The 23,135-nt window shown below is 71.7% G+C and carries 22 protein-coding genes; 20 read left to right on the top strand and 2 right to left on the bottom strand.

The window, feature by feature from the left end; genetic code table 11:
• The first annotated feature begins 66 nt into the window (after positions 1-66).
• The 4 genes from ABZW30_RS06220 to ABZW30_RS06205 all read left to right on the top strand — a co-directional run bounded on the left by ABZW30_RS06220 (position 67) and on the right by ABZW30_RS06205 (position 4,529).
• On the top strand, positions 67-621 hold the full coding sequence (locus ABZW30_RS06220) for a DUF4365 domain-containing protein (RefSeq protein WP_355669850.1): 555 nt from the start codon (positions 67-69) through the stop codon (positions 619-621).
• A gap of 32 nt (positions 622-653) precedes the next feature.
• Positions 654-1,820 carry a hypothetical protein gene (locus tag ABZW30_RS06215; protein WP_355669849.1) on the top strand — a complete coding sequence of 389 codons (1,167 nt, stop codon included), beginning with the start codon at positions 654-656 and terminating at the stop codon, positions 1,818-1,820.
• A gap of 87 nt (positions 1,821-1,907) precedes the next feature.
• Positions 1,908-3,887: a threonine--tRNA ligase gene (gene thrS / locus ABZW30_RS06210; protein WP_355669848.1), complete on the top strand. Its 1,980-nt coding sequence runs from the start codon at positions 1,908-1,910 to the stop codon at positions 3,885-3,887.
• Positions 3,888-3,968: 81 nt separating this feature from the next.
• Positions 3,969-4,529: an HIT domain-containing protein gene (locus ABZW30_RS06205; protein ID WP_355669847.1), complete on the top strand. Its 561-nt coding sequence runs from the start codon at positions 3,969-3,971 to the stop codon at positions 4,527-4,529.
• An 88-nt stretch (positions 4,530-4,617) separates the two neighbouring features.
• Here ABZW30_RS06205 and ABZW30_RS06200 read toward each other — a convergent pair whose 3' ends face one another.
• Complete coding sequence (locus ABZW30_RS06200; RefSeq protein ID WP_355669846.1) at positions 4,618-6,264, bottom strand: hypothetical protein; 1,647 nt, start codon at positions 6,262-6,264, stop codon at positions 4,618-4,620.
• 199 nt (positions 6,265-6,463) lie between these two features.
• Between ABZW30_RS06200 and ABZW30_RS06195 the strand changes: the two genes are divergently transcribed.
• A complete protein-coding gene (locus tag ABZW30_RS06195; RefSeq protein ID WP_355669845.1) occupies positions 6,464-6,907 on the top strand; it encodes a DUF393 domain-containing protein in 444 nt (147 codons plus the stop codon).
• 9 nt (positions 6,908-6,916) lie between these two features.
• Here ABZW30_RS06195 and ABZW30_RS06190 read toward each other — a convergent pair whose 3' ends face one another.
• Positions 6,917-8,965, bottom strand: a complete 2,049-nt coding sequence (locus ABZW30_RS06190) for an elongation factor G-like protein EF-G2 (RefSeq protein WP_355669844.1) — start codon at positions 8,963-8,965, stop codon at positions 6,917-6,919.
• Positions 8,966-9,302: 337 nt separating this feature from the next.
• Here ABZW30_RS06190 and pgsA point away from each other — a divergent pair, with 337 nt between their 5' ends.
• The 15 genes from pgsA (at position 9,303) to ABZW30_RS06115 (ending at position 22,972) form a co-directional block, all read left to right on the top strand.
• Complete coding sequence (gene pgsA, locus ABZW30_RS06185; RefSeq protein ID WP_355669843.1) at positions 9,303-9,950, top strand: phosphatidylinositol phosphate synthase; 648 nt, start codon at positions 9,303-9,305, stop codon at positions 9,948-9,950.
• Between the two features lie 16 nt (positions 9,951-9,966).
• A complete protein-coding gene (locus ABZW30_RS06180; RefSeq protein ID WP_355669842.1) occupies positions 9,967-10,941 on the top strand; it encodes a phosphatidylinositol mannoside acyltransferase in 975 nt (324 codons plus the stop codon).
• Between the two features lie 68 nt (positions 10,942-11,009).
• Positions 11,010-12,185: a glycosyltransferase family 4 protein gene (locus tag ABZW30_RS06175; RefSeq protein WP_355669841.1), complete on the top strand. Its 1,176-nt coding sequence runs from the start codon at positions 11,010-11,012 to the stop codon at positions 12,183-12,185.
• A gap of 269 nt (positions 12,186-12,454) precedes the next feature.
• Entirely contained in the window at positions 12,455-12,823 is a 369-nt protein-coding gene (locus ABZW30_RS06170; protein ID WP_355669840.1) for an isomerase, read from the top strand.
• A gap of 74 nt (positions 12,824-12,897) precedes the next feature.
• Positions 12,898-13,398, top strand: a complete 501-nt coding sequence (locus tag ABZW30_RS06165; protein WP_355669993.1) for a hypothetical protein — start codon at positions 12,898-12,900, stop codon at positions 13,396-13,398.
• 128 nt (positions 13,399-13,526) lie between these two features.
• Positions 13,527-14,438 (top strand): pyridoxal 5'-phosphate synthase lyase subunit PdxS, encoded by a 912-nt coding sequence (pdxS, locus tag ABZW30_RS06160; RefSeq protein ID WP_031072591.1) that lies wholly within the window; start codon positions 13,527-13,529, stop codon positions 14,436-14,438.
• A gap of 99 nt (positions 14,439-14,537) precedes the next feature.
• A complete protein-coding gene (pdxT, locus tag ABZW30_RS06155) occupies positions 14,538-15,155 on the top strand; it encodes a pyridoxal 5'-phosphate synthase glutaminase subunit PdxT (RefSeq protein WP_355669839.1) in 618 nt (205 codons plus the stop codon).
• 90 nt (positions 15,156-15,245) lie between these two features.
• Complete coding sequence (locus ABZW30_RS06150; RefSeq protein WP_049651428.1) at positions 15,246-16,004, top strand: YebC/PmpR family DNA-binding transcriptional regulator; 759 nt, start codon at positions 15,246-15,248, stop codon at positions 16,002-16,004.
• Positions 16,005-16,294: 290 nt separating this feature from the next.
• A complete protein-coding gene (ruvC, locus tag ABZW30_RS06145; RefSeq protein ID WP_355669838.1) occupies positions 16,295-16,867 on the top strand; it encodes a crossover junction endodeoxyribonuclease RuvC in 573 nt (190 codons plus the stop codon).
• A complete protein-coding gene (ruvA, locus tag ABZW30_RS06140; protein WP_355669837.1) occupies positions 16,864-17,475 on the top strand; it encodes a Holliday junction branch migration protein RuvA in 612 nt (203 codons plus the stop codon). The genes ruvC and ruvA overlap by 4 nt, the downstream gene beginning before the upstream one ends.
• Positions 17,476-17,529: 54 nt before the next feature.
• Positions 17,530-18,615: a Holliday junction branch migration DNA helicase RuvB gene (ruvB, locus tag ABZW30_RS06135; protein ID WP_355669836.1), complete on the top strand. Its 1,086-nt coding sequence runs from the start codon at positions 17,530-17,532 to the stop codon at positions 18,613-18,615.
• Between the two features lie 259 nt (positions 18,616-18,874).
• Positions 18,875-19,288 (top strand): preprotein translocase subunit YajC, encoded by a 414-nt coding sequence (yajC, locus tag ABZW30_RS06130; RefSeq protein WP_355669835.1) that lies wholly within the window; start codon positions 18,875-18,877, stop codon positions 19,286-19,288.
• A 236-nt stretch (positions 19,289-19,524) separates the two neighbouring features.
• Positions 19,525-21,291: a protein translocase subunit SecD gene (gene secD, locus ABZW30_RS06125; protein WP_355669992.1), complete on the top strand. Its 1,767-nt coding sequence runs from the start codon at positions 19,525-19,527 to the stop codon at positions 21,289-21,291.
• A 4-nt stretch (positions 21,292-21,295) separates the two neighbouring features.
• A complete protein-coding gene (gene secF, locus ABZW30_RS06120; RefSeq protein ID WP_355669834.1) occupies positions 21,296-22,393 on the top strand; it encodes a protein translocase subunit SecF in 1,098 nt (365 codons plus the stop codon).
• Positions 22,394-22,420: 27 nt separating this feature from the next.
• The gene (locus ABZW30_RS06115) at positions 22,421-22,972 is read left to right on the top strand and encodes an adenine phosphoribosyltransferase (RefSeq protein WP_355669833.1); all 552 of its coding nucleotides are present in this window, start codon (positions 22,421-22,423) and stop codon (positions 22,970-22,972) included.
• The last annotated feature ends 163 nt before the right edge of the window (positions 22,973-23,135 follow it).

The raw sequence follows: 23,135 nt of genomic DNA, 5'->3' as shown, positions 1-23,135 counted from the left end.
GGATCCTGCCCAAGGGCGTTCCGTCCGAGTCCGGACGGGTCCGGAGCAGGGGGAGGCCACGGGGCGATGGCACTGACACAGCCGCAGCCCGAGGAGGCGGCGGCCGCACTACGGGGGAACCTCGCAGTCACCGCCTGCATGGAGACACTGCAGGTCGGCTATCTGCACGCGGTCGCCGCCGCGTCCGGCTGCTCGCTCTCCCAGCCGTTCCCGGACAACGGCATCGACTGGCAGGTCAGCCACGGCTCCCGGGCGCACGAGGTGGACGACGAGGTCACCATCAAGATCCAGCTGAAGGCCACCCAGCAGATCGCGCCCGACCCGGCCGGGCCGTTCTTCAGCTTCACGCTGGACAACGACCACCTGCGCAAGCTCGCCCGCGCCCGGGTCGCCGTCCCGCGCATCCTGGTCGTGATGCTGCTGCCGCGCCGGGTCGACCAGTGGCTCCGGGTCCGCCCGGACGCCCTGGAACTGCGGCACTGCTGCTACTGGGTCAACCTGGCCGGCCACCCGATCACCGGGCAACGGCGCACCAACGTCCGGGTGCCCACCGACAAGGTCTTCGACGACCGCGCGCTCTGCGACATCATGGCCCGGGTCGGCGCGGGCGACAGCCCGTGACCGCCCGGCCCCGGCAGCGAGGAACTGGACCCATGACACTGCCGCACGGACCGGACCACCCGTCCCGGGCCCTGCCCGACCCGGCCACCGTGGACCCCGCGGTGCTGGCCACCCTGCTCGCCCGGCACGGCTGGGTCCGACGCGGCGGCCCCGCCGCCCGGTACGGACGCTGGACCCCGCCGGACGACGAACCCGGTACCAGCCTGCTCGTCCCCGCCGGCGACGGCTTCGACGACGCCGTGGAACTCCTCACCGACGCCGTCACCGCCCTCTCCCGCTCCCGCACCCCCTCCGCCCGCTCGATCCTGCTCGCCCTCGCCGTCCCCGGCGACGAACTGCGCTGGCGCCGCGAACTGCCCGGCCCCCTCGATGCCACCCCCTGGGACGACGCCGAGCGGCTCCAGCGGGCGGCGCGCGCGATGCTCGCCGCCGGGGCCAAGGCCGGCCGGACCACCGCCGCCTACTTCGGCGCCCGGCTGGACGGCCTCGCCGGGGACTTCCTGGACCGGGTCCTGGTCGTCGAACAGGGAGTCGTCGAGCAGGGCGCCGCCCTGACCGCCTACACCCCCGCCCCCGAGGGCCGGGCCGCCGTCACCACCCTGGTCCGCGCCTTGGAGGCGCTGCGCGAGGCCGTCGACTACCGCCGGGTCAGCGGCGGGCCCGAGGCCCTCGAGAACGCCGTCCAGTCCGGGGTCAGCCGCGAACTCGTCCAGGCCGTCGAGGATCTGGTGCGCGGCGCGACCGCCGCCCGGCTCACCGTCGCCTGGTCGCCCGCCGCCGGAACTCCGGGCGGATTCGGCGACCGCCGGATCGACCTCGACTTCTCGCCCGGCGACCTGCCGGCCCTGGCCGAGGCCGCCGACCTGCTGGAGCGGATCGAGCCCGCCGTCGACGTCACCGTGGTCGGCGTGGTCGTCCGGCTCAAGCGCGCCGACCTGTCCGGTCCCGGCGCGGTCCGGCTGCGGGTGCTCGGCGGCGCCGACGTCCGCGAACTCAAGCTGCGCCTGCCCGACCCCGACTACCGACTCGCCGCCGAGGCCCACCTCTCCGGTGTCCCGGTCCGGGTCTGCGGCCGGCTGGAGCGGCGCGACGGCTTCCGCCGGCTGACCCGGGCCCACGGCCTTGAGCTGTGCGGTTGGGAGGAGGGCGACCGCGAGCAGCTGCTGAAGGGGCTCCAGGACGGGGGAGAGCGGACGTAGGTGCGCGGTGCGGGTGGCGCTCTCGGTACCATCGTCACGCGCAGCGCAGTGTTGCGTCCTCTGAATCCAGCACGTCAGGAGAGACCGGTGACGGACGTCCGGGTAATCATCAGCCGCGAACCCGATCGGGAAGAGCGCGTGGTGACGACGGGCACTACGGCCGCCGAGCTCTTCGCCGACGACCGCTCGATCATCGCCGCCCGCGTCGGCGGCCAGCTCAAGGACCTCGCCTACGTCCTCCAGGACGGCGACGAGGTCGAGCCGGTCGCGATCGGCAGCAAGGACGGCCTCGACATCCTGCGCCACTCCACCGCGCACGTCATGGCCCAGGCCGTGCAGCAGCTCTACCCGGAGGCCAAGCTCGGCATCGGCCCGCCGGTCAAGGACGGCTTCTACTACGACTTCGACGTCGAGAAGCCCTTCCACCCCGATGACCTCAAGGCCATCGAGAAGAAGATGCAGGAGATCATCAAGCGCGGGCAGAAGTTCTCCCGCCGCGTGGTCACCGACGAGGCCGCCCGCGAGGAGCTGGCCGCCGAGCCGTACAAGCTGGAGCTGATCGGCCTCAAGGGCTCCGCCGCCACCGCCGGCGAGGGCGCCGACGTCGAGGTCGGCGCCGGCGAACTCACCATCTACGACAACCTGGACGCCAAGTCCGGCGACCAGTGCTGGGGCGACCTCTGCCGCGGCCCGCACCTGCCCAGCACCCGGCACATCCCGGCGTTCAAGCTGATGCGCAACGCGTCCGCCTACTGGCGCGGCAGCGAGAAGAACCCGCAGTTGCAGCGCATCTACGGCACCGCCTGGCCGACCAAGGACGAGCTGAAGGCCCACCTGGACTTCCTCGTCGAGGCCGAGAAGCGCGACCACCGCAAGCTCGGCAACGAGCTCGACCTCTTCTCCATCCCCGAGGAGATCGGCTCCGGCCTCGCCGTCTTCCACCCCAAGGGCGGCATCATCCGCCGCGCCATGGAGGACTACTCGCGCAAGCGGCACGAGGAAGAGGGCTACGAGTTCGTCTACACCCCGCACGCCACCAAGGGGAAGCTCTTCGAGAAGAGCGGCCACCTGGACTGGTACGCGGACGGTATGTACCCGCCCATGCAGCTCGACGAGGGCGTGGACTACTACCTCAAGCCGATGAACTGCCCGATGCACAACCTGATCTTCGACGCGCGCGGCCGTTCGTACCGTGAACTGCCGCTGCGCCTCTTCGAGTTCGGGACGGTGTACCGCTACGAGAAGTCGGGTGTCGTGCACGGCCTGACCCGTGCCCGCGGCTTCACGCAGGACGACGCCCACATCTACTGCACCCGTGAGCAGATGGCGGAGGAGCTCGACTCCACGCTGACCTTCGTGCTCAACCTCCTCCGCGACTACGGTCTGACCGACTTCTACCTGGAGCTGTCGACCAAGGACCCGGTGAAGTACGTCGGCAGCGACGAGACCTGGGAGGAGGCCACCCGCGTCCTGGCGAGCGTGGCCGAGAAGCAGGGCCTGCCGCTGGTTCCGGACCCGGGCGGCGCGGCCTTCTACGGCCCGAAGATCTCGGTGCAGGCGAAGGACGCCATCGGCCGCACCTGGCAGATGAGCACCATCCAGCTCGACTTCAACCTGCCGGAGCGCTTCGACCTGGAGTACACCGCGGCGGACGGCTCGCGTCAGCGGCCGGTCATGATCCACCGCGCACTGTTCGGCTCGATCGAGCGCTTCTTCGCGGTGCTGCTGGAGCACTACGCCGGTGCCATGCCGCCGTGGCTGGCCCCGGTCACCGTGACCGGCATCCCGATCACCGACGAGCACGTGCCGTACCTGCTGGAGGTCGCGGCCGAGCTCAAGAAGCACGGGATCCGGGTCGAGGTGGACACCTCGGACGACCGCATGCAGAAGAAGATCCGCAACGCCCAGAAGAGCAAGGTTCCGTACATGCTCATCGCCGGCAACGACGACGTCGAGGCGGGTGCCGTCTCCTTCCGCTACCGCAACGGCGAGCAGAAGAACGGCGTTCCGGTGGCGGACGCGGTCCAGGAGATCATGGACGCGGTGAAGAACCGCATCCAGGTGTGACGCCGTAGTCGGACCATCACGCGCGAGGCAGGCTCTCGAAGAGTCTGCCCCGCGCGGCTTTGCAACCACGGTTGGGCGAATATGCTGATCAGCATGACGACTGAGCCGGAACTGCAGCGGGGCGTCGGTGAGCCGGACGGCTTCCGCCGCCTGTGGACCCCCCATCGGATGGCGTACATCCAGGGTGAGAACAAGCCCACCGGCCCGGCTCCGGACGACGGTTGTCCGTTCTGCTCGATCCCGTCGCTGAGCGACGAGGACGGGCTGATCATCGCCCGGGGGAGTGCCGTGTTCGCGGTGCTGAACCTGTACCCGTACAACGGCGGGCACCTGATGGTGGTCCCGTACCGGCACGTGGCCGACTACACCGACCTGGACGAGGCGGAGACGGCCGAGCTGGCCGATTTCACCAAGAAGGCGATGACCGCGCTGCGGGCCGCCTCCGGGGCACACGGGTTCAACATCGGGATGAACCAGGGGACGGCGGCGGGCGCCGGGATCGCGGCGCACCTGCACCAGCACGTGGTGCCGCGCTGGGGCGGGGACACCAACTTCATGCCGGTGGTCGGCCACACCAAGGTGCTGCCGCAGCTGCTGGCGGACACCCGGAAGATGCTGGCCGAGGTCTGGCCGCAGGACTGAGCCGGACGCCCGCACGAAAGCCCGTACGAAAGGGGCCTGCCACCGAACTCCTCGGTGGCAGGCCCCTTTCGGTACGTCGAGGCCGGGATCAGTCGGCGCTGAACTCGTCGACCTTGTACGGGCGGCTGCCCTGCGCCTCGGACTTGATGATCGAGGTGCGGTTCTTGAAGAAGCGGTCCGCGTCCAGGTCGTGCTCCTGGAGGAACTCCAGCGTCGCGGTGTGCACCGCGTTGAGCACCGGGACGGAGGCGTTGAGCGCGTTGTCGACCATGGAGCGGTTGTTCCAGGCGGTGGCGACCCAGGAGTGCCGCAGTCCGAAGGGTTCGGGCAGGCCGAGGCCGCCGCCGAGCCAGCCGAGCAGGCCGGGCATCCGGTAGAAGGGGGCGCGGACGGCCTGGCGGACCACCTCGTCGTTGTCGATCAGCGGGAGCTTGACGGTGCGCTCCTCCCAGAACTTCACCGTCTTGGCGACCGACTTCTCCTTGTCCTTGGGCTTGTCGAAGAAGACGCCCTTGACCGGGCCGAGCGCGTAGCCGGCCACCGAGATGCTCAGCACGTTGGCCAGCAGGGTCACCGTGACGGTGAACGTGATGACCAGCTTGCCGTCGTGGGTGATGAACTGGGTGGCCAGGTAGTGCCGGGGGCCGCCGGGGAAGGTCTGCTTGTCGGCGATGCTCTGCACGGCGAAGTCGCGCATCCGGTCGCCGTCCATGTCGGCGCTGCCGGGACGGCTGATCTCGTCGGCGCCCTCGCTGATGTCGAAGACCACCCACTGCTTGATGTTGACGTTGGGGATGCCGCTGTTGGCGACGTGGCTGACGCCGAGGCCCTTGAGGTGGGCGGAGATCCGGCGGACCAGGTCCCAGGGGTGGAAGGCGCGGAAGTCGACGTGGCCCTCGGCGGGGTGCAGGGTGTCGGCCAGGCGCCACTCGCCCCAGCGGCGGCCGGCGCCGAGGATGCCCTTCGGGCCGGCGTAGTGGTGGACGTTGGTCTCCTGCTCGGCGTCCAGGCGGCCGAGCTTGTCGCGCAGGTCGTTGGCCTTCTTGTCCAGGTCGTCGCGGGGGACGGCCTTGGCCACGGTGGCGGCGACCGCGCTGCCCTCGACCAGGTCCTGCCAGCGGGTGCGCAGGTCCTTGGCGAAGCGTTCGACGATCCGGCGGGCGAGGTACCAGCCGATCACCGGGGCGAGCATGGTGATCCGCAGATAGATGCCCAGGGCGCCGGCCGCCGGCGGGCGCAGCACGAGCAGGACCGCGAGGGCGGCGGCCGCGATCAGGGCGAGGCCGCCGTAGACGTCGGCGCCGCGGGTGTTGTCCCGCTTGAGCCAGGCGCGCAGTTGGAAGGCGCCGAGCCAGATCAGCGCGCCGGGGAGGAAGAGCAGGCCGGTGACCACGGTGACGGTGCTGAGCTGCCGGTCGCGGGCGGTGCGCAGTTCCTCGGCGGCCAGGCAGTGTTCGACGACCTGGCGGGAGTCGACACCGAAGGAGGGGACGAGGGGCTTGCGGTCGCCGCCGAGGGCGCGGGAGATCAGCGCCTTGCTGAAGGCCTCGCCGAGGTTGGGGCGGAGGAGGGCGAAGCGGCCCTTCTTCGCCGTGACGTCGGTGACGGCCGTGACGAAGTCCTTGATCTCGCCGTCCCGGTAGGCGGCCGAGGAGAGCGCCTGGGTGACGGCGGTCTGCGGGCCGGCGTCGGTCCGGGGTATCTGCGCACCCGGGGTCATGTCGAGTGTGGTCACGGTGGCGTCCCCTCCTCCCCTTGTCAGCGGCAGGTTACCGTGCCGCGGCACCCCTGCGCGGATGATCGTCTGAAGTACCGTCACAAACCGTCACGATCGAGCCGTACCCGGCCTGAGAGGCATGATGCCCAGCTTCGGCCTGGTCGATACCCGCCCGGACCGAGCGTGTCGGGCTGGTGCAGGATGGACGGTGACGCCGATGAAGGGGGTTGCCGTGAGGGATCCGGTGCTGGTGTTCGACGGGGACTGCGCGTTCTGCTCGTCCTGCGTGCGGTGGGGGGAGAAGTACCTGCGGCAGACGCTGGCCTCGGGGGGCTGGGAGGCGGTGCCGTTCCAGTTCGCGGAGCTGTCGGAGCTGGACGCGCTCGCCGGCGGCCTGGGCGAGGTGTCGGCCGAGCGGGCCGAGCGCGAGGTGCTGTGGGTGACGCCGACCGGCCGGGTGTACGGGGGCGCGCAGGCGGTGGCGCGGTTGCTGATGCGCTCCGGGGGCGCGTGGGCGTACCTGGGGGCGGTGCTGACCCTCGCGCCGGTGCGGCCGGTGGCGGCCCTGGCGTACCGCTGGGTGTCGCGCAACCGGCACCGGATGCCCGGGGGCACGGCGGCGTGCGCGCTGCCCAACCGCAAGGCGGTCGCGCACCCCTAGGGCGCGCCCTCAGTCCGTGTAGCGCCCGGCCAGGGCGGTCGGCATGGGTTCGTGGCGCAGGTAGGCGCGGGAGAACTCGGCGGTGCCGTGGGTGAGCGAGCGCAGGTCGATCGGGTAGCGGACGAGTTCGAGTTCGGGGACCTCGGCGCGCAGCAGGGTGAGGTTGGGCCCGCCCGTCTCCGTGCCGAGGACCCGGCCGCGGCGGGCGGAGAGGTCGCCGAGGACGGCGCCGAGGTACTCGTCGGGCAGCAGGACGCTGACGGCGGCGACGGGTTCGAGCAGCCGGATGACGGCGTGCTCGGCGGCGTCGCGCAGGGCGAGGGCGGCGGCGTTCTGGAACGAGGCGTCGGAGGAGTCGACGGAGTGCGCCTTGCCGTCGGTGAGGGTGACCCGGACGTCGACGAGCGGGTAGCCGGTGGCGACGCCCTTGGCGAGTTGGGCTCGGACGCCCTTCTCGACGGAGGGGATGAAGTGCTTGGGGACGGCGCCGCCGACGACGTGTTCCTGGAACTCGAAGCCGGAGCCGGCCGGCAGCGGTTCGACCTCCAGGTCGCAGATGGCGTACTGGCCGTGCCCGCCGGACTGTTTGACCAGGCGGCCGTGGCCGGCGGCGGCGGTGCCGAAGGTCTCGCGCAGGGCGACCTTGGGTTCGACGGTGTCGACGTGGACGCCGTGGCGGGTGCGCAGCCGGTCGAGGACGACCTCGGCGTGGGCCTCGCCGGTGCACCAGAGGACGAGCTGATGGGTGTCGGGGTTCTGTTCCAGGCGTAGCGCCGGGTCCTCGGCGGTGAGCCGGGTGAGGGCCTGGGAGAGCTTGTCGTCGTCGGCCTTGCTGTGGGCTTCGACGGCGATCGGCAGGAGCGCCTCGGGGAGGGTCCAGCCGTCGAGTTCGACGGGGTGGCCGGGGTCGTGGACGGTGTCGCCGGCCCGGGCGGTGGTGAGTTTGGCGGCGCAGACGAGGTCGCCGGCGATGGCGTGCGGGACGGGGCGCTGGAGCTTGCCGAAGGGGCTGGTGAGGGCGGAGACGCGTTCGTCGCCGTCCTGGTCGGCGGTGTGGGCGGGGCCGACCAGGTGGATCTTGGTGTCGGGGCGCAGGGTGCCGGCGTACAGGCGCAGCAGGCTGATCCGTCCGACGTAGGCGTCGCCGGTGACCCGGACGACCTGGGCCGCGAGCGGGGCGTCGGGGTCGCAGTCGGGGGCGGGGCGGGTGCGTTCGGTGGGGTCGGGGAAGGCGTGCGCGATGAGGTCGAGGAGTTCGGCGGCGCCGAGGCCGCTCTCGCTGGTGGGGACGGCGGGGTGGAGGGTGCAGGCGAGGACTTCGCGGCGCATGCCGGCTTCGAGGGAGTCGGGGTCGAGGGTGTCGCCGGCCAGGTAGCGCTCCATGAGGGCGTCGTCCTGGCCGGAGATGGCCTCGACGAGGCTGTCGTGGGCGGGGCCGGTGTCGGGGAGCGGGGCGGCGTCGCCGTAGGTGTCGCCGGTGAGCAGGTCGACGCTGCCGTCGGGGTGTCCGTCGTGGAGGACGGGCAGGAAGAGCGGGCGGAGGGTGTCCGGGCCGAGCTCGAAGGCGTCGTGGCAGGCGGTGAGGATGTCGTCGAAGCCGGTGCGGGCGAGGTCGAGCTTGGCGACGGCGACGGCGCGCGGGATGCCCTCGGCGGCGCACTCGCGCCAGAGGGCACGGGTGGGGGCGGTGACCGGGTCGGTGGCGGAGACGACGAAGACGGCGGCGTCGGCGGCGTGCAGGGCGGCGCGCAGGTCGGCGGTGAAGTCGGGGTGGCCGGGCGGGTCGATCAGGTTGATCTTGACGCCCTTCCATTCGAGCGGGAGCAGCGAGAGCTGGACGGAGCGCTGCTGCTGCTGCTCGATCTCCTCGTGGTCGGAGACGGTGGTGCCGTCGGCGACGCGTCCGGCGCGGCCGATGGCGCCGGCGGCGATGGCGAGGGATTCGGCGAGGGTGGTCTTGCCCACACCGCTGGAGCCGATGAGGACGACGTTGCGCAGGTCCCGGGGGCCGGTGACGGCGGGCGCCTGGCCGGCACGTGCCGTGCTGCGGTCGGGCATCGGGGTCTCCTCCCGTAGCGCCGAGGCTGTCCTTCGCAGTCTAGGCGTGCCGTGCGGATCAGGCCGGACGAGCCTGCGGCGTCCGGGTGCGTGCATCGCCGGGCGGAGGGGGGAGCCACCGCGGAGCATCGGCGACCGACGACAACGCGGCGAGGTGCGGGCCCGGGCGTCGTGGGCCCGGCCCGGTCTGCACGGGGCGCCTGTGGTCGGGTGTCGCGCCGGAGCGTGTCTCCGGCGTGGCTACGATGGGTGCGCCGGGCGGGCTCATTCGTCCGGCCGTCTGCCGCGCGTGCTGCGCCAGGCGGGTACCTGGGAGATCGGAGCGGCTGGGAAGGCCATGCTCAACAAATACGCGCGTGCCTTCTTCACACGTGTCCTGACCCCGTTCGCCGCGTTCCTGATCCGCCTGGGTGTGAGCCCGGACGCCGTGACACTGATCGGTACCGCCGGTTCGGTGGCCGGTGCGCTGGTGTTCTTCCCGCGTGGGGAGTTCTTCTGGGGCACCATCACGATCACGCTGTTCATCTTCTCGGACCTGGTGGACGGCAACATGGCCCGTCAGCTGGGCCGGAGCACCAAGTGGGGGGCCTTCCTGGACTCCACGTTGGACCGGGTCGCGGACGCGGCGATCTTCGGCGGCCTGGCGATGTGGTACGCGGGCAAGGGCGACGACAACCTGCTCTGCGCGGTGGCGATCTTCTGCCTGGCGAGCGGTCTGGTGGTGTCGTACACCAAGGCGCGGGCGGAGAGCCAGGGCCTGCCGTGTGATGTGTCGGGGCTGGTGGAGCGGGCTGAGCGGCTGGTGGCCAGCCTGGTGGCGGCCGGGGTCGCGGGTCTGCACACGTTCGGGGTGCCGTACGTGGAGTGGCTGCTGCCGGTGGCGCTGTGGCTGGTGGCGGTGGGCAGCCTGGTGACGGTGTTCCAGCGGATGCTGACCGTGCGCCGGGAGGCGTTCGAGGCCGACCGAGCGGCGGCCGGGAGCTGATGGGGGGCGTTCTGCGGTGACGGACCGACTGGTGTACTGGGCGTACGCGCTGGGGTGGGCGGTGCTGAAGCACCTGCCGGAGCCGGTGGCGCGGGGGCTGTTCGACCGGCTGGCGGACTACGCGTGGCGTCGGCGCGGCAAGCGGGTGCTCCAGCTGGAGGCGAATCTGCGCCGGGTCCGTCCGGAGCTGGACGAGGCCGCGATGCGGTCGCTGTCACGGGCCGGGATGCGCTCGTACCTGCGGTACTGGATGGAGTCCTTCCGGCTGCCGGTGTGGAGCCGGGCCAGGGTCGCCCGGGACGTCCGGGTGGAGGGCTTCGAGAACCTGCGGGGGCCGATGGAGGCCGGGCGGGGCGCGGTGATAACGCTGCCGCACATGGGCAACTGGGACCTGGCGGGCACCTGGGTGGCGCAGCAGGGATACCCGTTCACCACGGTCGCCGAGCGGTTGAAGCCGGAGCGGCTGTTCGACCGGTTCGTCGAGTTCCGGGAGGGCCAGGGCATGGAGGTCCTGGCGCTGACCGGCGGTTCGGTGAACGTGATCGGCACGCTGGCGCGGCGACTGCGTGAGGGTCGGCTGGTCTGCCTGGTGGGGGACCGGGACCTGTCGGAGGCGGGCATCGGGGTGTCCTTCTTCGGTGAGGCGACCCGGATGCCGGCCGGGCCGGCGGCGCTGTGCCAGCGGACCGGGGCGGCGCTGTTGCCGGTGACGCTCTGGTACGACGGCCCGGTGCTGCGGGCGCGGATCCACCCCGAGGTGGTGGTGCCCGAGGAGGGCGACCGCAAGGAGCGGACCCGGGCGATGACCCAGGAGATGGCGGACGTGTGGGAGCGGGGGATCCGCGAGCACCCGCAGGACTGGCACATGCTGCAGAAGTTCTGGCTGGCCGACCTGCCGGTCCGTGAGACGGTGAGGACGCCTTCCGCGGTGCGCGCGGAGGCCGCCCCGGAGGCGGCGCCGGAGCCCGCGGCGGAGGCCTCCGGGTCCTGACCCGGAGTGGGGACCTCCGGGTCCGAGCCCGCGCCCGTACGACCAGTCCGAAGGAGCTTGAGGAACCCGTGAAGATCGGCATCGTCTGCCCGTACGACTGGGACGTCCCCGGTGGGGTGCAGTTCCACATCCGGGACCTGGCCGAGCACCTGATCGGTCTGGGCCATCGGGTCTCGGTGCTGGCGCCGGCCGAGGACGACGAGGCGCTGCCGCCGTACGTGGTCTCGGCCGGGCGGGCGGTGGCGGTGCCGTACAACGGGTCGGTGGCGCGGCTGAGCTTCGGCATCCTGTCGGCGGCGCGGGTGCGGCGGTGGCTGCGCGAGGGCCGTTTCGACATCCTGCACGTGCACGAGCCGTCCTCGCCGAGCCTGTCGATGCTGGCCGCCTGGTCGGCGACCGGGCCGATGGTGGGCACCTTCCACACCTCGAACCCGCGCTCGCGGGCGATGATCGCGGCCTCGCCGATCCTGCAGCCGGGCCTGGAGAAGATGCGGGCCCGGATCGCGGTGTCGGAGTACGCCCGGCGGACCCTGGTGGAGCACCTGGGCGGGGACGCGGTGGTGATCCCGAACGGCGTGGACGTCGGCTTCTTCGCCGGCGCCGAGCCGGACGAGCGCTGGATCGGCGGCGCGGCCGCGGGGGAGCCGGGCACGATCGGCTTCATCGGCCGGATCAACGAGCCGCGCAAGGGCCTGCCGACGCTGCTGGCGGCGCTGCCGGGGATCCTGGCCGAGCGGCCGGGGGTGCGGCTGCTGGTCGCGGGCAAGGGCGACGAGGAGGAGGCCGTCTCGGGTCTGGCGCCCGAGGTCCGCAAGCAGGTGGAGTTCCTCGGCATGGTCTCCGACCGGGAGAAGGCCCGGCTGCTGCGCAGCGTGGACCTGTACGTGGCGCCGAACACCGGCGGCGAGAGCTTCGGGATCATCCTGGTCGAGGCGATGTCGGCGGGCGCGCCGGTGCTGGCGAGCGACCTGGACGCGTTCAAGCAGGTGCTGGACGGCGGCGACGCCGGCGAGCTGTTCCCGGTGGAGGACGCGGACGCGCTGGCCCGTACGGCGCTGCGGCTGCTGGGCGACCCGGCCCGGCTGGAGGAGCTGCGCAAGGCGGCCTCGCGGCACGTGCGGCGGTTCGACTGGTCGACGGTGGGCGCGGACATCCTGGCGGTGTACGAGACGGTGACGGCCGGGGAGGCCGCGGTGGTCGAGGAGGACGTGCGCAGCGCCCCGAGTCGAAGGGCGCGCCGGTGACGAAAGCGATGAGTGACCAGCGACCGACGAAGGGGGGAGCGCCGGAGCGAAGAGCGTCGGCGCCGGGTCCGGAGCGCCCGGAGGCGAGCGGGCGAGTCACGTCCGGCGCGGCCGGTTCGGTCTGGCCAGGGACTGATCCGCGGACTGAGGGCGGGCCGGTCGGCGGACCGTCCGGCGGGCTGATCCGCAGCGGCGGGTCCCGCGGCCGGGCCGGATGTTCGTGGCGTTAGGGTCGGGCGACCGCACCACCGCGATTCATGGGGGCAAGGATGCCGCAGATCTCCGTCGACTACTCGTCCAGCCTGGCCGGCACCTTCGACCGGGTGCCGCTCGGCCTGGCGATCAACCGGCTCGCGGAGGAGACCATCGACGCGAAGCCGGAGTCGTGCAAGACGGTGTTCCGCCGGAGCGAGGTGCTCGTCGTGGGGACCACCGGGACTCCGGCCGACGCGCAGGTCTTCGTCGAGTTCCAGATCTTCCCCGGCCGCACGCCGGAGGCGAAGGCGGCGCTGAGCGAGGGTGTCCTGGCACTGCTGGCCGAGCACGTGAAGCCGGGGCCCGGTGTGCGGCTGTTCACGGCCGTGAACATCGCGGACATCGACCGGGAGAGCTACCGCAGCGCGACCGCCCAGGGGTGAGCCGGTGACACCCGGTAACGTAGCGGCCCGTGACTACCTGGATCTGGGCCGGCGTGGCCGTGGTGCTCTTCGGCATGTACCTGAGTTGGACGGCCGGCCGCTTGGACCGGCTGCACGCCCGGATCGACGCCGCGCGGGCGGCGCTGGACGCGCAGCTGGTCCGTCGGGCCTCGGTAGCGATGGAGCTGGCGACGTCCTCGCTGCTGGACCCGGCGGCCTCGCTGCTGCTGCTGGACGCGGCGCACGCGGCCCGGCAGGCGGAGGACGAGCAGCGCGAGGTGGCGGAGAGCCAGCTGAGCCTGGCGCTGCGGGCGGTGTTCGAGGAGCCGGAGCAGGTGGCGGCGCTGGTGGCCGAGCCGGGTGGCGAGGACGCCGTTCGTGATCTGACGGCCGCGGTGCGCCGGGTGCCGATGGCCCGCCGTTTCCACAACGACGCGGTGCGGGCGGCGCGGGCGGTGCGGGAGCACCGGCTGGTGCGCTACTTCCGGCTGGCGGGGAAGGCGCCGTTCCCGTTGGCCTTCGAGATGGACGATGCTCCGCCGCCCGCCCTCACCCCCGAGGGAGCGCCTGCTTAGGCTGTTCCCGGATACGGCCCGATTGTCGCATCCCGTCGTCCAGGCTGGACTTGGTGGCAGATGGAGGGGCCACCTGTTCCGCCTACCATAGGGCGATAGCACTGGTTTATCTTCGAGTGAGGTCTCACGTGTCCACCACCCCCACCACCGCAGACCAGCCGCAGATCGGTACCGCCCGGGTCAAGCGCGGCATGGCCGAGCAGCTCAAGGGCGGTGTGATCATGGACGTGGTCAACGCCGAGCAGGCGAAGATCGCCGAGGACGCCGGCGCGGTGGCCGTCATGGCGCTGGAGCGGGTTCCGGCCGACATCCGCAAGGACGGCGGCGTGGCCCGCATGTCCGACCCGAACATGATCGAGGAGATCATCGCCGCGGTCTCCATCCCGGTGATGGCCAAGTCCCGCATCGGCCACTTCGTCGAGGCCCAGGTCCTGCAGTCGCTCGGCGTCGACTACATCGACGAGTCCGAGGTGCTGACCCCGGCCGACGAGGTCAACCACTCCGACAAGTGGGCCTTCACCACCCCCTTCGTCTGTGGCGCCACCAACCTTGGTGAGGCCCTGCGCCGCATCGCCGAGGGCGCGGCCATGATCCGCTCGAAGGGCGAGGCCGGCACCGGCAACGTCGTCGAGGCCGTCCGCCACCTGCGCCAGATCAAGAACGAGATCGGCCACCTGCGCGCTCTGGACCACAACGAGCTGTACGCCGCCGCCAAGGAGCTGCGCGCCCCGTACGAGCTGGTCAAGGAGGTCGCCGAGCTCGGCAAGCTGCCGGTCGTGCTGTTCTCCGCCGGTGGCGTGGCCACCCCGGCCGACGCCGCGCTGATGCGTCAGCTGGGCGCCGAGGGCGTCTTCGTCGGCTCCGGCATCTTCAAGTCGGGCGACCCGGCCAAGCGCGCCGCCGCCATCGTGAAGGCCACCACCTTCTTCGACGACCCGAAGATCATCGCGGACGCCTCCCGCAACCTGGGCGAGGCCATGGTCGGCATCAACTGCGACACCCTCCCGGAGACCGAGCGCTACGCCAACCGCGGCTGGTAATCGCTCTCCTCGCTTCCGGGCCGGCCCGCCGCAGCGCCTCGGCGCGCGGCGGGCCGTGCCGCGCACTCCCGTAGTAACGATCGATTGAGGTTGAAGACCGTGAGCACTCCAGTCATCGGCGTCCTCGCCCTGCAGGGCGACGTCCGCGAGCACCTGGTGGCGCTGGCCGAGGCCGACGCGCTCGCCCGTCCGGTGCGCCGTGCCGAGGAGCTGGCCGAGGTCGACGCGCTGGTGATCCCCGGCGGGGAGTCCACCACCATGTCCAAGCTGGCGCTGCTGTTCGGCGTGATGGACCCGGTGCGCGAGCGGGTCGCCGCCGGGATGCCGGTCTACGGCACCTGCGCGGGCATGATCATGCTGGCCGACAAGATCCTCGACGGCCGGGACGACCAGGAGACCGTCGGCGGCATCGACATGACGGTGCGCCGCAACGCCTTCGGCCGTCAGAACGAGTCCTTCGAGTCCGGGATCGCCTTCAAGGGCCTGGACGACGCACCGGTGCAGGGCGTCTTCATCCGCGCCCCCTGGGTCGAGGCGGTCGGCGCGGGTGTCGAGGTGCTGGCCGAGCTGCCCGCCGCGGACGGTCCGGAGGCCCGGATCGTGGCGGTGCGTCAGGGCAACCTGCTGGCCACCTCCTTCCACCCGGAGCTCACCGGCGACCACCGCGTGCACGCCTACTTCGTGAAGATGGTCGAGGAGCACCTCGCCGCCCGGTAGGGCACCGGTAGCCGTGTGCGTCTTACCGGTGACGACACCGGTAAGATCTCATCTGTTTCATTTCCATTTGGCGACGTAAAGGAGCTGGCGATGTCCGGCCACTCTAAGTGGGCTACCACCAAGCACAAGAAGGCCGTGATCGACGCCAAGCGCGGCAAGCTCTTCGCCAAGATGATCAAGAACATCGAGGTGGCGGCGCGCACCGGCGGTCCCGACCCGGCGGGTAACCCGACCCTCTACGACGCCATCCAGAAGGCGAAGAAGAGCTCGGTCCCGATCGACAACATCAACCGCGCCGTCAAGCGCGGTGGCGGTCTGGAGGCCGGCGGTGCCGACTACCAGACCATCATGTACGAGGGCTACGGCCCGAACGGTGTCGCCGTCCTGATCGAGTGCCTCACCGACAACCGTAACCGCGCCGCCTCCGACGTGCGCGTCGCGATGACCCGCAACGGTGGCTCGATGGCCGACCCGGGCTCGGTGTCGTACCTGTTCACCCGCAAGGGCGTCGTGATCGTCCCCAAGGCCGACGGCGTGGACGAGGACAAGCTGTTCGAGGTCGTCCTCGACCAGGAGCCGGAGGAGATCAACGACCTCGGCGACTCCTTCGAGATCGTCTCGGAGGCCTCCAAGATGGTCGCCGTGCGCACCGCGCTGGTCGACGCCGGCGTCGACTACGACTCGGCCGAGGCCAACTTCCTCCCGAGCATGCAGGTCGAGCTGGACGTCGACGGCGCCCGCAAGATCCTCAAGCTGATCGACGCGCTGGAGGACAGCGACGACGTGCAGAACGTCTTCGCCAACTTCGACATCTCCGACGAGGTCGGTGCGCAGCTCGACGCCGAGTGATCACTGCGCAGTGATCGTCGGTGGGTGATCGTTCTCACTGCCCGGCCCGGTGGTCCCAGGACCGCCGGGCCGGTGTCGTCGGCGGGGTTGTCGGACCCGGACGGTAGCCTTCGCGCAGATCCTTCGCTGCGGGCCGAAGGGCGCGCCGGTGCCGAAAGCGACGAGCGACACGCGACGAAGGAGCGCCGGAGCGTGGGGGCACCTCCCAGCCGCCGGGCTGGGGGAGGGCGTCGGCATCGGGTCGGAGCGCCCGGAGGCGAGTAGCGAGTCACAGAGAGGCAGGGCGTGACGTGCGGGTGCTGGGTGTTGACCCGGGGCTGACCAGGTGCGGGCTCGGTGTGGTCGACGGCGCGCCGGGCCGGCCACTGCGGATGGTCGGGGTGGGCGTGGTGCGCACCCCCGCCGAGGCCGGGATCGGGCAGCGGCTGCTGCTGGTCGAGCAGGGGATCGAAGGCTGGCTGGACGAGCACCGGCCCGACCTGGTCGCGGTCGAGCGGGTCTTCGCCCAGCACAACGTCCGGACCGTGATGGGGACGGCCCAGGCCAGCGCGGTCGCGATGCTCTGCGCCACCCGGCGCGGCATCCCCGTCACCCTGCACACCCCCAGCGAGGTCAAGGCCGCCGTCACCGGCTCCGGACGGGCGGACAAGGCGCAGGTCACAGCCATGGTGCAGCGGCTGCTGCGGCTGGACGCCCCGCCCAAGCCCGCGGACGCCGCCGACGCGCTGGCGCTGGCCATCTGCCACATCTGGCGCGGTGGGGCGACGAACCGCCTGGAGGCCGCCGTCCAGGCCGCCCGCTCCACCTCCCGTTCCATGCCCCTGAAAGCCCGCTCCACTTCCGTGAAAGGCAGCATCCGGTGATCGCCTTCGTGCAAGGCCCTGTGGCGGCCATCTCCTCCGGCGTCGCGGTGGTCGAGGTCGGCGGGGTGGGCATGGCCGTGCAGTGCACCCCGAACACCCTGGCCGGCCTGCGACTGGGCGAGCCCGCCCGGCTGGCCACCTCGCTGGTGGTCCGGGAGGACTCGCTGACCCTGTTCGGCTTCGCGGACGACGACGAGCGCTCGGTGTTCGAGATCCTGCAGGCCGCGCCGGGCGTCGGCCCCAAGCTGGCGCAGGCGATCCTCGGCGTGCACAGCCCCGACGCGCTGCGCGCCGCGGTCGCCGGTGGGGACGAGAAGGCGCTGGTCGCCGTTCCGGGCATCGGCAAGGCGAAGGCCGCCAAGCTGCTGCTGGAGTACAAGGACAAGCTGGGCGCCCCGCACGGTGCGGTGCCCGCGCAGAAGCCGATCGCCAGCGGCCCGGCGCCGTGGAGCGAGCAGCTGCACTCCGCGCTGACCGGCCTCGGCTACGCCCCGCGCGAGGCGGACGAGGCGGTCGCCGCCGTCACCCCGGAGGCGGAGGCGCAGCAGAGGCCGGACGTCGGAGCGCTGCTCCGGCTGGCGCTGCGCGGCCTCAACCGCGCTCGCTGAATCCCCTGACGATCTGTCCTTTTGTCGACACCGGAGACTCTGGAGCCCGCGAGGATGTACGACTCGGAACCTGCGGACCGGCTGGTCACGGCCGCCGCCGACGGCGAGGACCAGGCGGTCGAGGCGGCGCTGCGCCCCAAGCTGCTGGAAGAGTTCATCGGCCAGGAGCGGGTGCGTGAGCAGCTGTCCCTGGTGCTCCAGGCGGCCCGCAAGCGCGGCAGCGCGCCCGACCACGTGCTGCTGAGCGGGCCGCCCGGGCTCGGCAAGACCACGCTGTCCATGATCATCGCCGCCGAGCTGGGCGCCCCGATCCGGATCACCTCCGGCCCGGCCATCCAGCACGCGGGGGACCTCGCGGCGATCCTCTCCTCGCTCACCGAGGGCGAGGTGCTCTTCCTCGACGAGATCCACCGGATGTCCCGGCCGGCCGAGGAGATGCTCTACATGGCGATGGAGGACTACCGGGTCGACGTGATCGTCGGCAAGGGCCCGGGTGCCACCGCCATCCCGTTGGAGCTGCCGCCCTTCACCCTGGTCGGCGCCACCACCCGGGCCGGCCTGCTGCCGCCCCCGCTGCGCGACCGCTTCGGTTTCACCGGGCACATGGAGTTCTACGCCCCGAACGAGCTGCAGCGGGTGGTGCGCCGCTCGGCCACGCTGCTGGACGTCGAGATAGACCCGGCCGGCGCGGCCGAGATCGCCGGGCGCTCGCGCGGCACCCCGCGCATCGCCAACCGGCTGCTGCGCCGGGTCCGCGACTACGCCCAGGTCCGGCACGACGGCCAGGTCACCGCCGATATCGCCGCCCAGGCGCTGGACGTGTACGAGGTGGACGCCCGCGGTCTGGACCGGCTGGACCGCGCGGTGCTGGACGCGCTGCTGCGGCTGTTCGGCGGTGGACCGGTCGGTTTGTCGACACTCGCGGTCGCCGTGGGGGAGGAGTCCGAGACGGTCGAGGAGGTGGCCGAGCCCTTCCTGGTCCGCGAGGGCCTTCTCGCCCGCACCCCGCGCGGCCGGATCGCCACCGCCGCCGCCTGGCAGCACCTCGGCCTGACTCCACCGGTCCAGACCCCGCCGGTCCAGACCACCCGCGGCGCGGCGGCGGCCCAGTCGGAGCTGTTCCGGGCGGACGGAAGTTGACGGGCCTGGGCTGAACGGGTGAGAGGTGCCCGCCGGTTCCCGCCCGGCCGGGCACCGCACGGCGGGGAGAAGTCAGGCGAGAAGTCCGGGGAAACTGTGCAGGCGGAGGGTCGCCACTTTCGGCGGCAGGATGCGATGCTTGGCGTTGTCCGATCAGTTCGGGGTCGCCTAGACTCCGCCGGACCGCCCCTCTCACCTGACGGGCCGACCCATACCACACAGGCCGCCGGTCGGCGGCCCGTAAAGGACCCTGGCTGCAGTGAACCTCATCATCCTTCTCCTCCCGATCATCGCGATCGTGCTCATGTTCCGGTCGCAGAAGAAGCGCCAGTCGCAGATGCAGCAGATGCAGACGTCGCTGGAGCCCGGGGCGGGGGTGCGCACCATCGGCGGCCTGTATGCCCAGGTGAAGGCGGTCAACGACGAGACCGTCGAGCTGGAGATCGCTCCCGGCGTGGTCACCCACTTCACCAAGAGCGCCATCGCGGCCGTCCTGGACCCCCAGGAGTACGACGCGATCATCAACGGCCGCCCCGCCGAGGACGAGCTGCCCGAGCCCGAGGACGCGGACGCGGACGCGGACGCCGCGCCGGTCGAGGACAAGCCGCTGACGCTCACCAAGGACAGCGCCGAGAAGGGCGATGCCGAGGGCGGGGCTGCCGCGAGCAAGTAGTACGGCCGGGCAATCGCCCGGCCGCGCGGCGCAGTGCCGCGAGCCCACAGGACCTCAGGGCCGCAGAACCGCCATGTCCCCGTCCCGCCACGAGCCGGACGGGGGTCCGGTCGGGGAGGTGGCATGGACAGGGAGAAACGAGCAAGGTGGCAACACCCAAGTCGCGCCCGCGCGACGGCTACCCAGGACGGGCGCTGGCCCTCATCCTGGTCGTCACCGTCGGACTGGTCGCCCTCATGTTCGGGACGGGCAACACCAAGCCCCGGCTCGGAATCGACCTCGCCGGTGGCACCAGCATCACGCTGACCGCGAAGTCGACCGATCCCAAGGCGGTCAGCAAGTCCAACATGGACATCGCCGTCGGGATCATCGAGCGCCGGGTCAACGGAATGGGTGTCTCCGAGGCGGAGGTCCAGACCCAGGGCTCGGACACGATCATCGTGAACATCCCCAAGGGCGGCGACCGGCAGAACGCGGCGGACCAGGTCGGTACCACCGCGAAGCTGTTCTTCCGCCCGGTCCTGGCCGTGGCGCCCAGCGGTGTGACCCCGCCGGCGCCCACCGGCACCCCGTCCGCCGCCACCGGCAGCCCGAGTGCCGCCCCCTCGGGCAGCGCCACCCCGTCGGCCACCGCCTCGGCCTCGGCCGGTGCGAGCTCCTCCGCCAGCCACGCGCCGACCGCCTCCGCGAGCGCCACCAAGCAGGGCCGCGCCGTCGGCGAGGCCCTGGCCGCCGAGGCTGCCAGCCCGTCGGCCGCCGCCACCGGCGCGAGCACCGCCCCGTCCGCCGCCGCCACCGGCTCCGCGGCCCCGGCCGCCAGCGGTGCCCCGAGCGCCCCGGCCACCCCGCCGAGCGCCGCCGACCTGAGCGCCGCGATGACCCAGGGCACCGTTCCGCCGGAGCTGCAGGCCGCCTTCGCCAACCTCGACTGCTCCAAGCCCGAGGTCCGCAGCGCCGAGACCGGCGCCGAGGACAAGGCCATGGTGGCCTGCTCCCAGAAGCCCGAGCACGGCTACTACGAGAAGCTGGCCCTCGGCCCGGTGGCCGTGAAGGGCTCGGACGTCTCCAAGGCCCAGCCCACCCTCGACACCCAGACCGGTGGTGGCTGGCAGGTCCAGCTGCAGTTCAACGGCACCGGCACCGACGCCTTCGCCAAGGTCACCGGCCAGCTGGCCACCCAGACCCCGCCGGCCAACCAGTTCGCCATCGTGCTGGACAACCAGGTCGTCTCGCACCCGCAGGTCAACGGCCCGATCCCGGGCGGCAGCGCGGTCATCACCGGACAGTTCTCCCAGGCCGAGGCGCAGGACCTGTCCAACGTGCTGAGCTACGGCGCCCTGCCGCTGGAGTTCACCAAGAGCGACATCACCACCGTCTCCCCGGCGCTGGGCAGTGACCAGCTCAAGGCCGGCCTGGTCGCCGGCGCGATCGGCATGCTGCTGGTGGTCGCGTACTCGCTGGTCTACTACCGCGGCCTCGGCCTGGTCTCGATCGCCGGTCTGGTCGTCTCGGCGGCCCTGACCTACTCGATCATGAGCCTGCTCGGCGGCGGGATCGGCTTCGCGCTGAACCTGCCGGCGGTCTGCGGTGCGATCGTCGCCATCGGCATCACCGCCGACTCCTTCATCGTGTACTTCGAGCGCATCCGCGACGAGGTCCGGGAGGGCGCCCCGCTGCGTTCGGCGGTCCAGCGGGGCTGGCCGCGCGCCCGGCGCACCATCCTGGTCTCGGACTTCGTGTCCTTCCTCTGTGCCGCCGTGCTCTACGTGGTCTCGGTCGGCAAGGTCCAGGGCTTCGCGTTCACCCTGGGTCTGACCACCGCGCTCGACGTCGTGGTGATCTTCCTCTTCACCAAGCCGCTGATCACGCTGCTGGCCCGGCGCAAGTTCTTCGCCAACGGTCACCCGTGGTCCGGACTGGACCCGAAGCGGCTGGGCGCCCGCCCGCCGCTGCGCAGCAACCGTCGCCGTAGCTCCTCCTCTGCCGCCGTGAAGGAGGCCTGACACCGTGTCACGCTTCTCCAATCTGGGCCACCGGCTCTACCAGGGCGAGGTCAGCTTCGACTTCGTCGGGCGCCGTAAGCTCTGGTACTCGATCTCCGGTGTGATCGTGCTGGTCGCGGCGATCGGCCTGGCCATGGGCCTGCACCTGGGCATCGAGTTCAAGGGCGGCTCGGTCTACACCGTGACCAAGCCGGGTCTGACCGTCTCGCAGGCGCAGGAGAAGGCCGACCAGGTCGTCTCCTCGCACCCGCTGGTGCAGTCGACCGACAACAACAAGATCCGCATCCAGGTCAGCACGGACGAGTCGAAGAGCTCCGACGAGGTCCGCTCGCAGCTCGCCGAGAAGATCGGTGTGCCGCTGGACACCGTCGAGGCCCAGGTCATCGGCCCCAGCTGGGGCAAGCAGATCTCCGACAAGGCGCTCACCGGCCTGATCATCTTCATGGTCCTGGTGACGGTCTACCTGGCGATCGCCTTCGAGTGGCGGATGGCGGTGGCCGCCCTGGTCGCCCTGATCCACGACCTCCTGATCACCATCGGTGTGTACGCCCTAGTGGGCTTCGAGGTCACCCCCGGTACGGTGATCGGGTTCCTGACCATCCTCGGCTACTCGCTCTACGACACGGTCGTCGTCTTCGACACCGTGAAGGAGAACACCAAGGACCTCACCAAGCAGAACAAGCGCACCTACAGCGAGGCGGCCAACGCCGGCCTCAACCAGACCCTGGTGCGTTCGCTCAACACCACCGTGGTGGCGCTCCTCCCGGTCGCCGCGCTGCTGTTCATCGGCGGCGGCTTCCTGGGCGCCGGCACCCTGAACGACATCTCGCTCGCGCTGTTCATCGGCCTCGCGGCCGGTGCCTACTCCTCGATCTGCGTCGCCACGCCGCTGCTGGCGCAGCTCAAGGAGGAGCAGCCGGAGATGAAGGCCCTGCGCAAGCGGGTCCTGCAGCACCGGGCCGCGGCCGCCAAGGCCGAGGGCTCGGACGCGGTGCCGTCGGACGAGGGTGCGGACGGGGACCAGCCCGCGGGTATGGTCGGTCAGCGCGGTCGGGCGGCCGGTGCCGCGCGGCCCAAGGGCCGTCCGTCCACCAAGCGCTGATTCCGACCCGACCCTAAGGACACCACCGTGACCACCGCCGACATCGCACTGGCCGAGCTGCTGAACAGCCGGATCCGGGACGTCCCGGACTACCCGAAGCCGGGTGTGCTGTTCAAGGACATCGCGCCGCTGCTCGCCGACGCCGAGGCGTTCGCTGCCCTGACCCGGGCGCTGGCCGACCGGGCGAAGGAGCTCGGGGCGACCAAGGTGGTGGGCCTGGAGGCGCGTGGCTTCGTACTGGCGGCCCCGGCGGCCTTCGCGGCCGGGCTCGGCTTCGTGCCGATCCGCAAGCAGGGCAAGCTGCCCGGCGAGGTGTTCCGGCGCTCGTACGAGCTGGAGTACGGCTCGGCGACGCTGGAGGTGCAGTGCGACGCCTTCGAGCCCGGTGAGCGGGTGCTGGTGGTGGACGACGTGCTGGCCACCGGCGGCACCATCGGGGCCTCGCTGGACCTGGTGAAGGAGGCCGGCGGCGAGCTGGTGGGCGTCGTGGTGCTGATGGAGCTGGGCTTCCTGGACGGCCGCGAGCGGCTGGCCGGGCACCTGGGCGGCGCCCCGCTGGAGACCCTGGTCACGGTCTGAGGGACGGGCCCGGAGACGGGCCGGAGGGACGGCGGTCGGATCATCCGACCGCCGTCCCTCCGTTTACGGGCCCGGCCGGATGAACACCGGGCCGCCCGGCTCGGTACCATGAAGATTCATCCCCTTCCGGTTGCGTCCGGTCCGCACGGGCCCCGGCAGGGGT

This window comes from Kitasatospora sp. NPDC004669 (genome assembly GCF_040609455.1).
Taxonomy (GTDB): Bacteria; Actinomycetota; Actinomycetes; order Streptomycetales; family Streptomycetaceae; genus Kitasatospora.
This window is presented reverse-complemented; position numbering and strand designations above follow the sequence as displayed.

What these genes read in the sequence shown, in the direction of transcription:
- ABZW30_RS06190 (WP_355669844.1), bottom strand. Translation starts at nt 8,965, where the DNA reads ATGCCCGACCGCAGCACGGCACGTGCCGGCCAGGCGCCCGCCGTCACC.
- ABZW30_RS06150 (WP_049651428.1), top strand. Translation starts at nt 15,246, where the DNA reads ATGTCCGGCCACTCTAAGTGGGCTACCACCAAGCACAAGAAGGCCGTG.
- secD (WP_355669992.1), top strand. Translation starts at nt 19,525, where the DNA reads ATGTTCGGGACGGGCAACACCAAGCCCCGGCTCGGAATCGACCTCGCC.
- ABZW30_RS06170 (WP_355669840.1), top strand. Translation starts at nt 12,455, where the DNA reads ATGCCGCAGATCTCCGTCGACTACTCGTCCAGCCTGGCCGGCACCTTC.
- ABZW30_RS06195 (WP_355669845.1), top strand. Translation starts at nt 6,464, where the DNA reads ATGAAGGGGGTTGCCGTGAGGGATCCGGTGCTGGTGTTCGACGGGGAC.
- ABZW30_RS06165 (WP_355669993.1), top strand. Translation starts at nt 12,898, where the DNA reads ATGTACCTGAGTTGGACGGCCGGCCGCTTGGACCGGCTGCACGCCCGG.
- ABZW30_RS06215 (WP_355669849.1), top strand. Translation starts at nt 654, where the DNA reads ATGACACTGCCGCACGGACCGGACCACCCGTCCCGGGCCCTGCCCGAC.
- ABZW30_RS06220 (WP_355669850.1), top strand. Translation starts at nt 67, where the DNA reads ATGGCACTGACACAGCCGCAGCCCGAGGAGGCGGCGGCCGCACTACGG.
- ruvB (WP_355669836.1), top strand. Translation starts at nt 17,530, where the DNA reads ATGTACGACTCGGAACCTGCGGACCGGCTGGTCACGGCCGCCGCCGAC.
- pgsA (WP_355669843.1), top strand. Translation starts at nt 9,303, where the DNA reads ATGCTCAACAAATACGCGCGTGCCTTCTTCACACGTGTCCTGACCCCG.
- ABZW30_RS06205 (WP_355669847.1), top strand. Translation starts at nt 3,969, where the DNA reads ATGCTGATCAGCATGACGACTGAGCCGGAACTGCAGCGGGGCGTCGGT.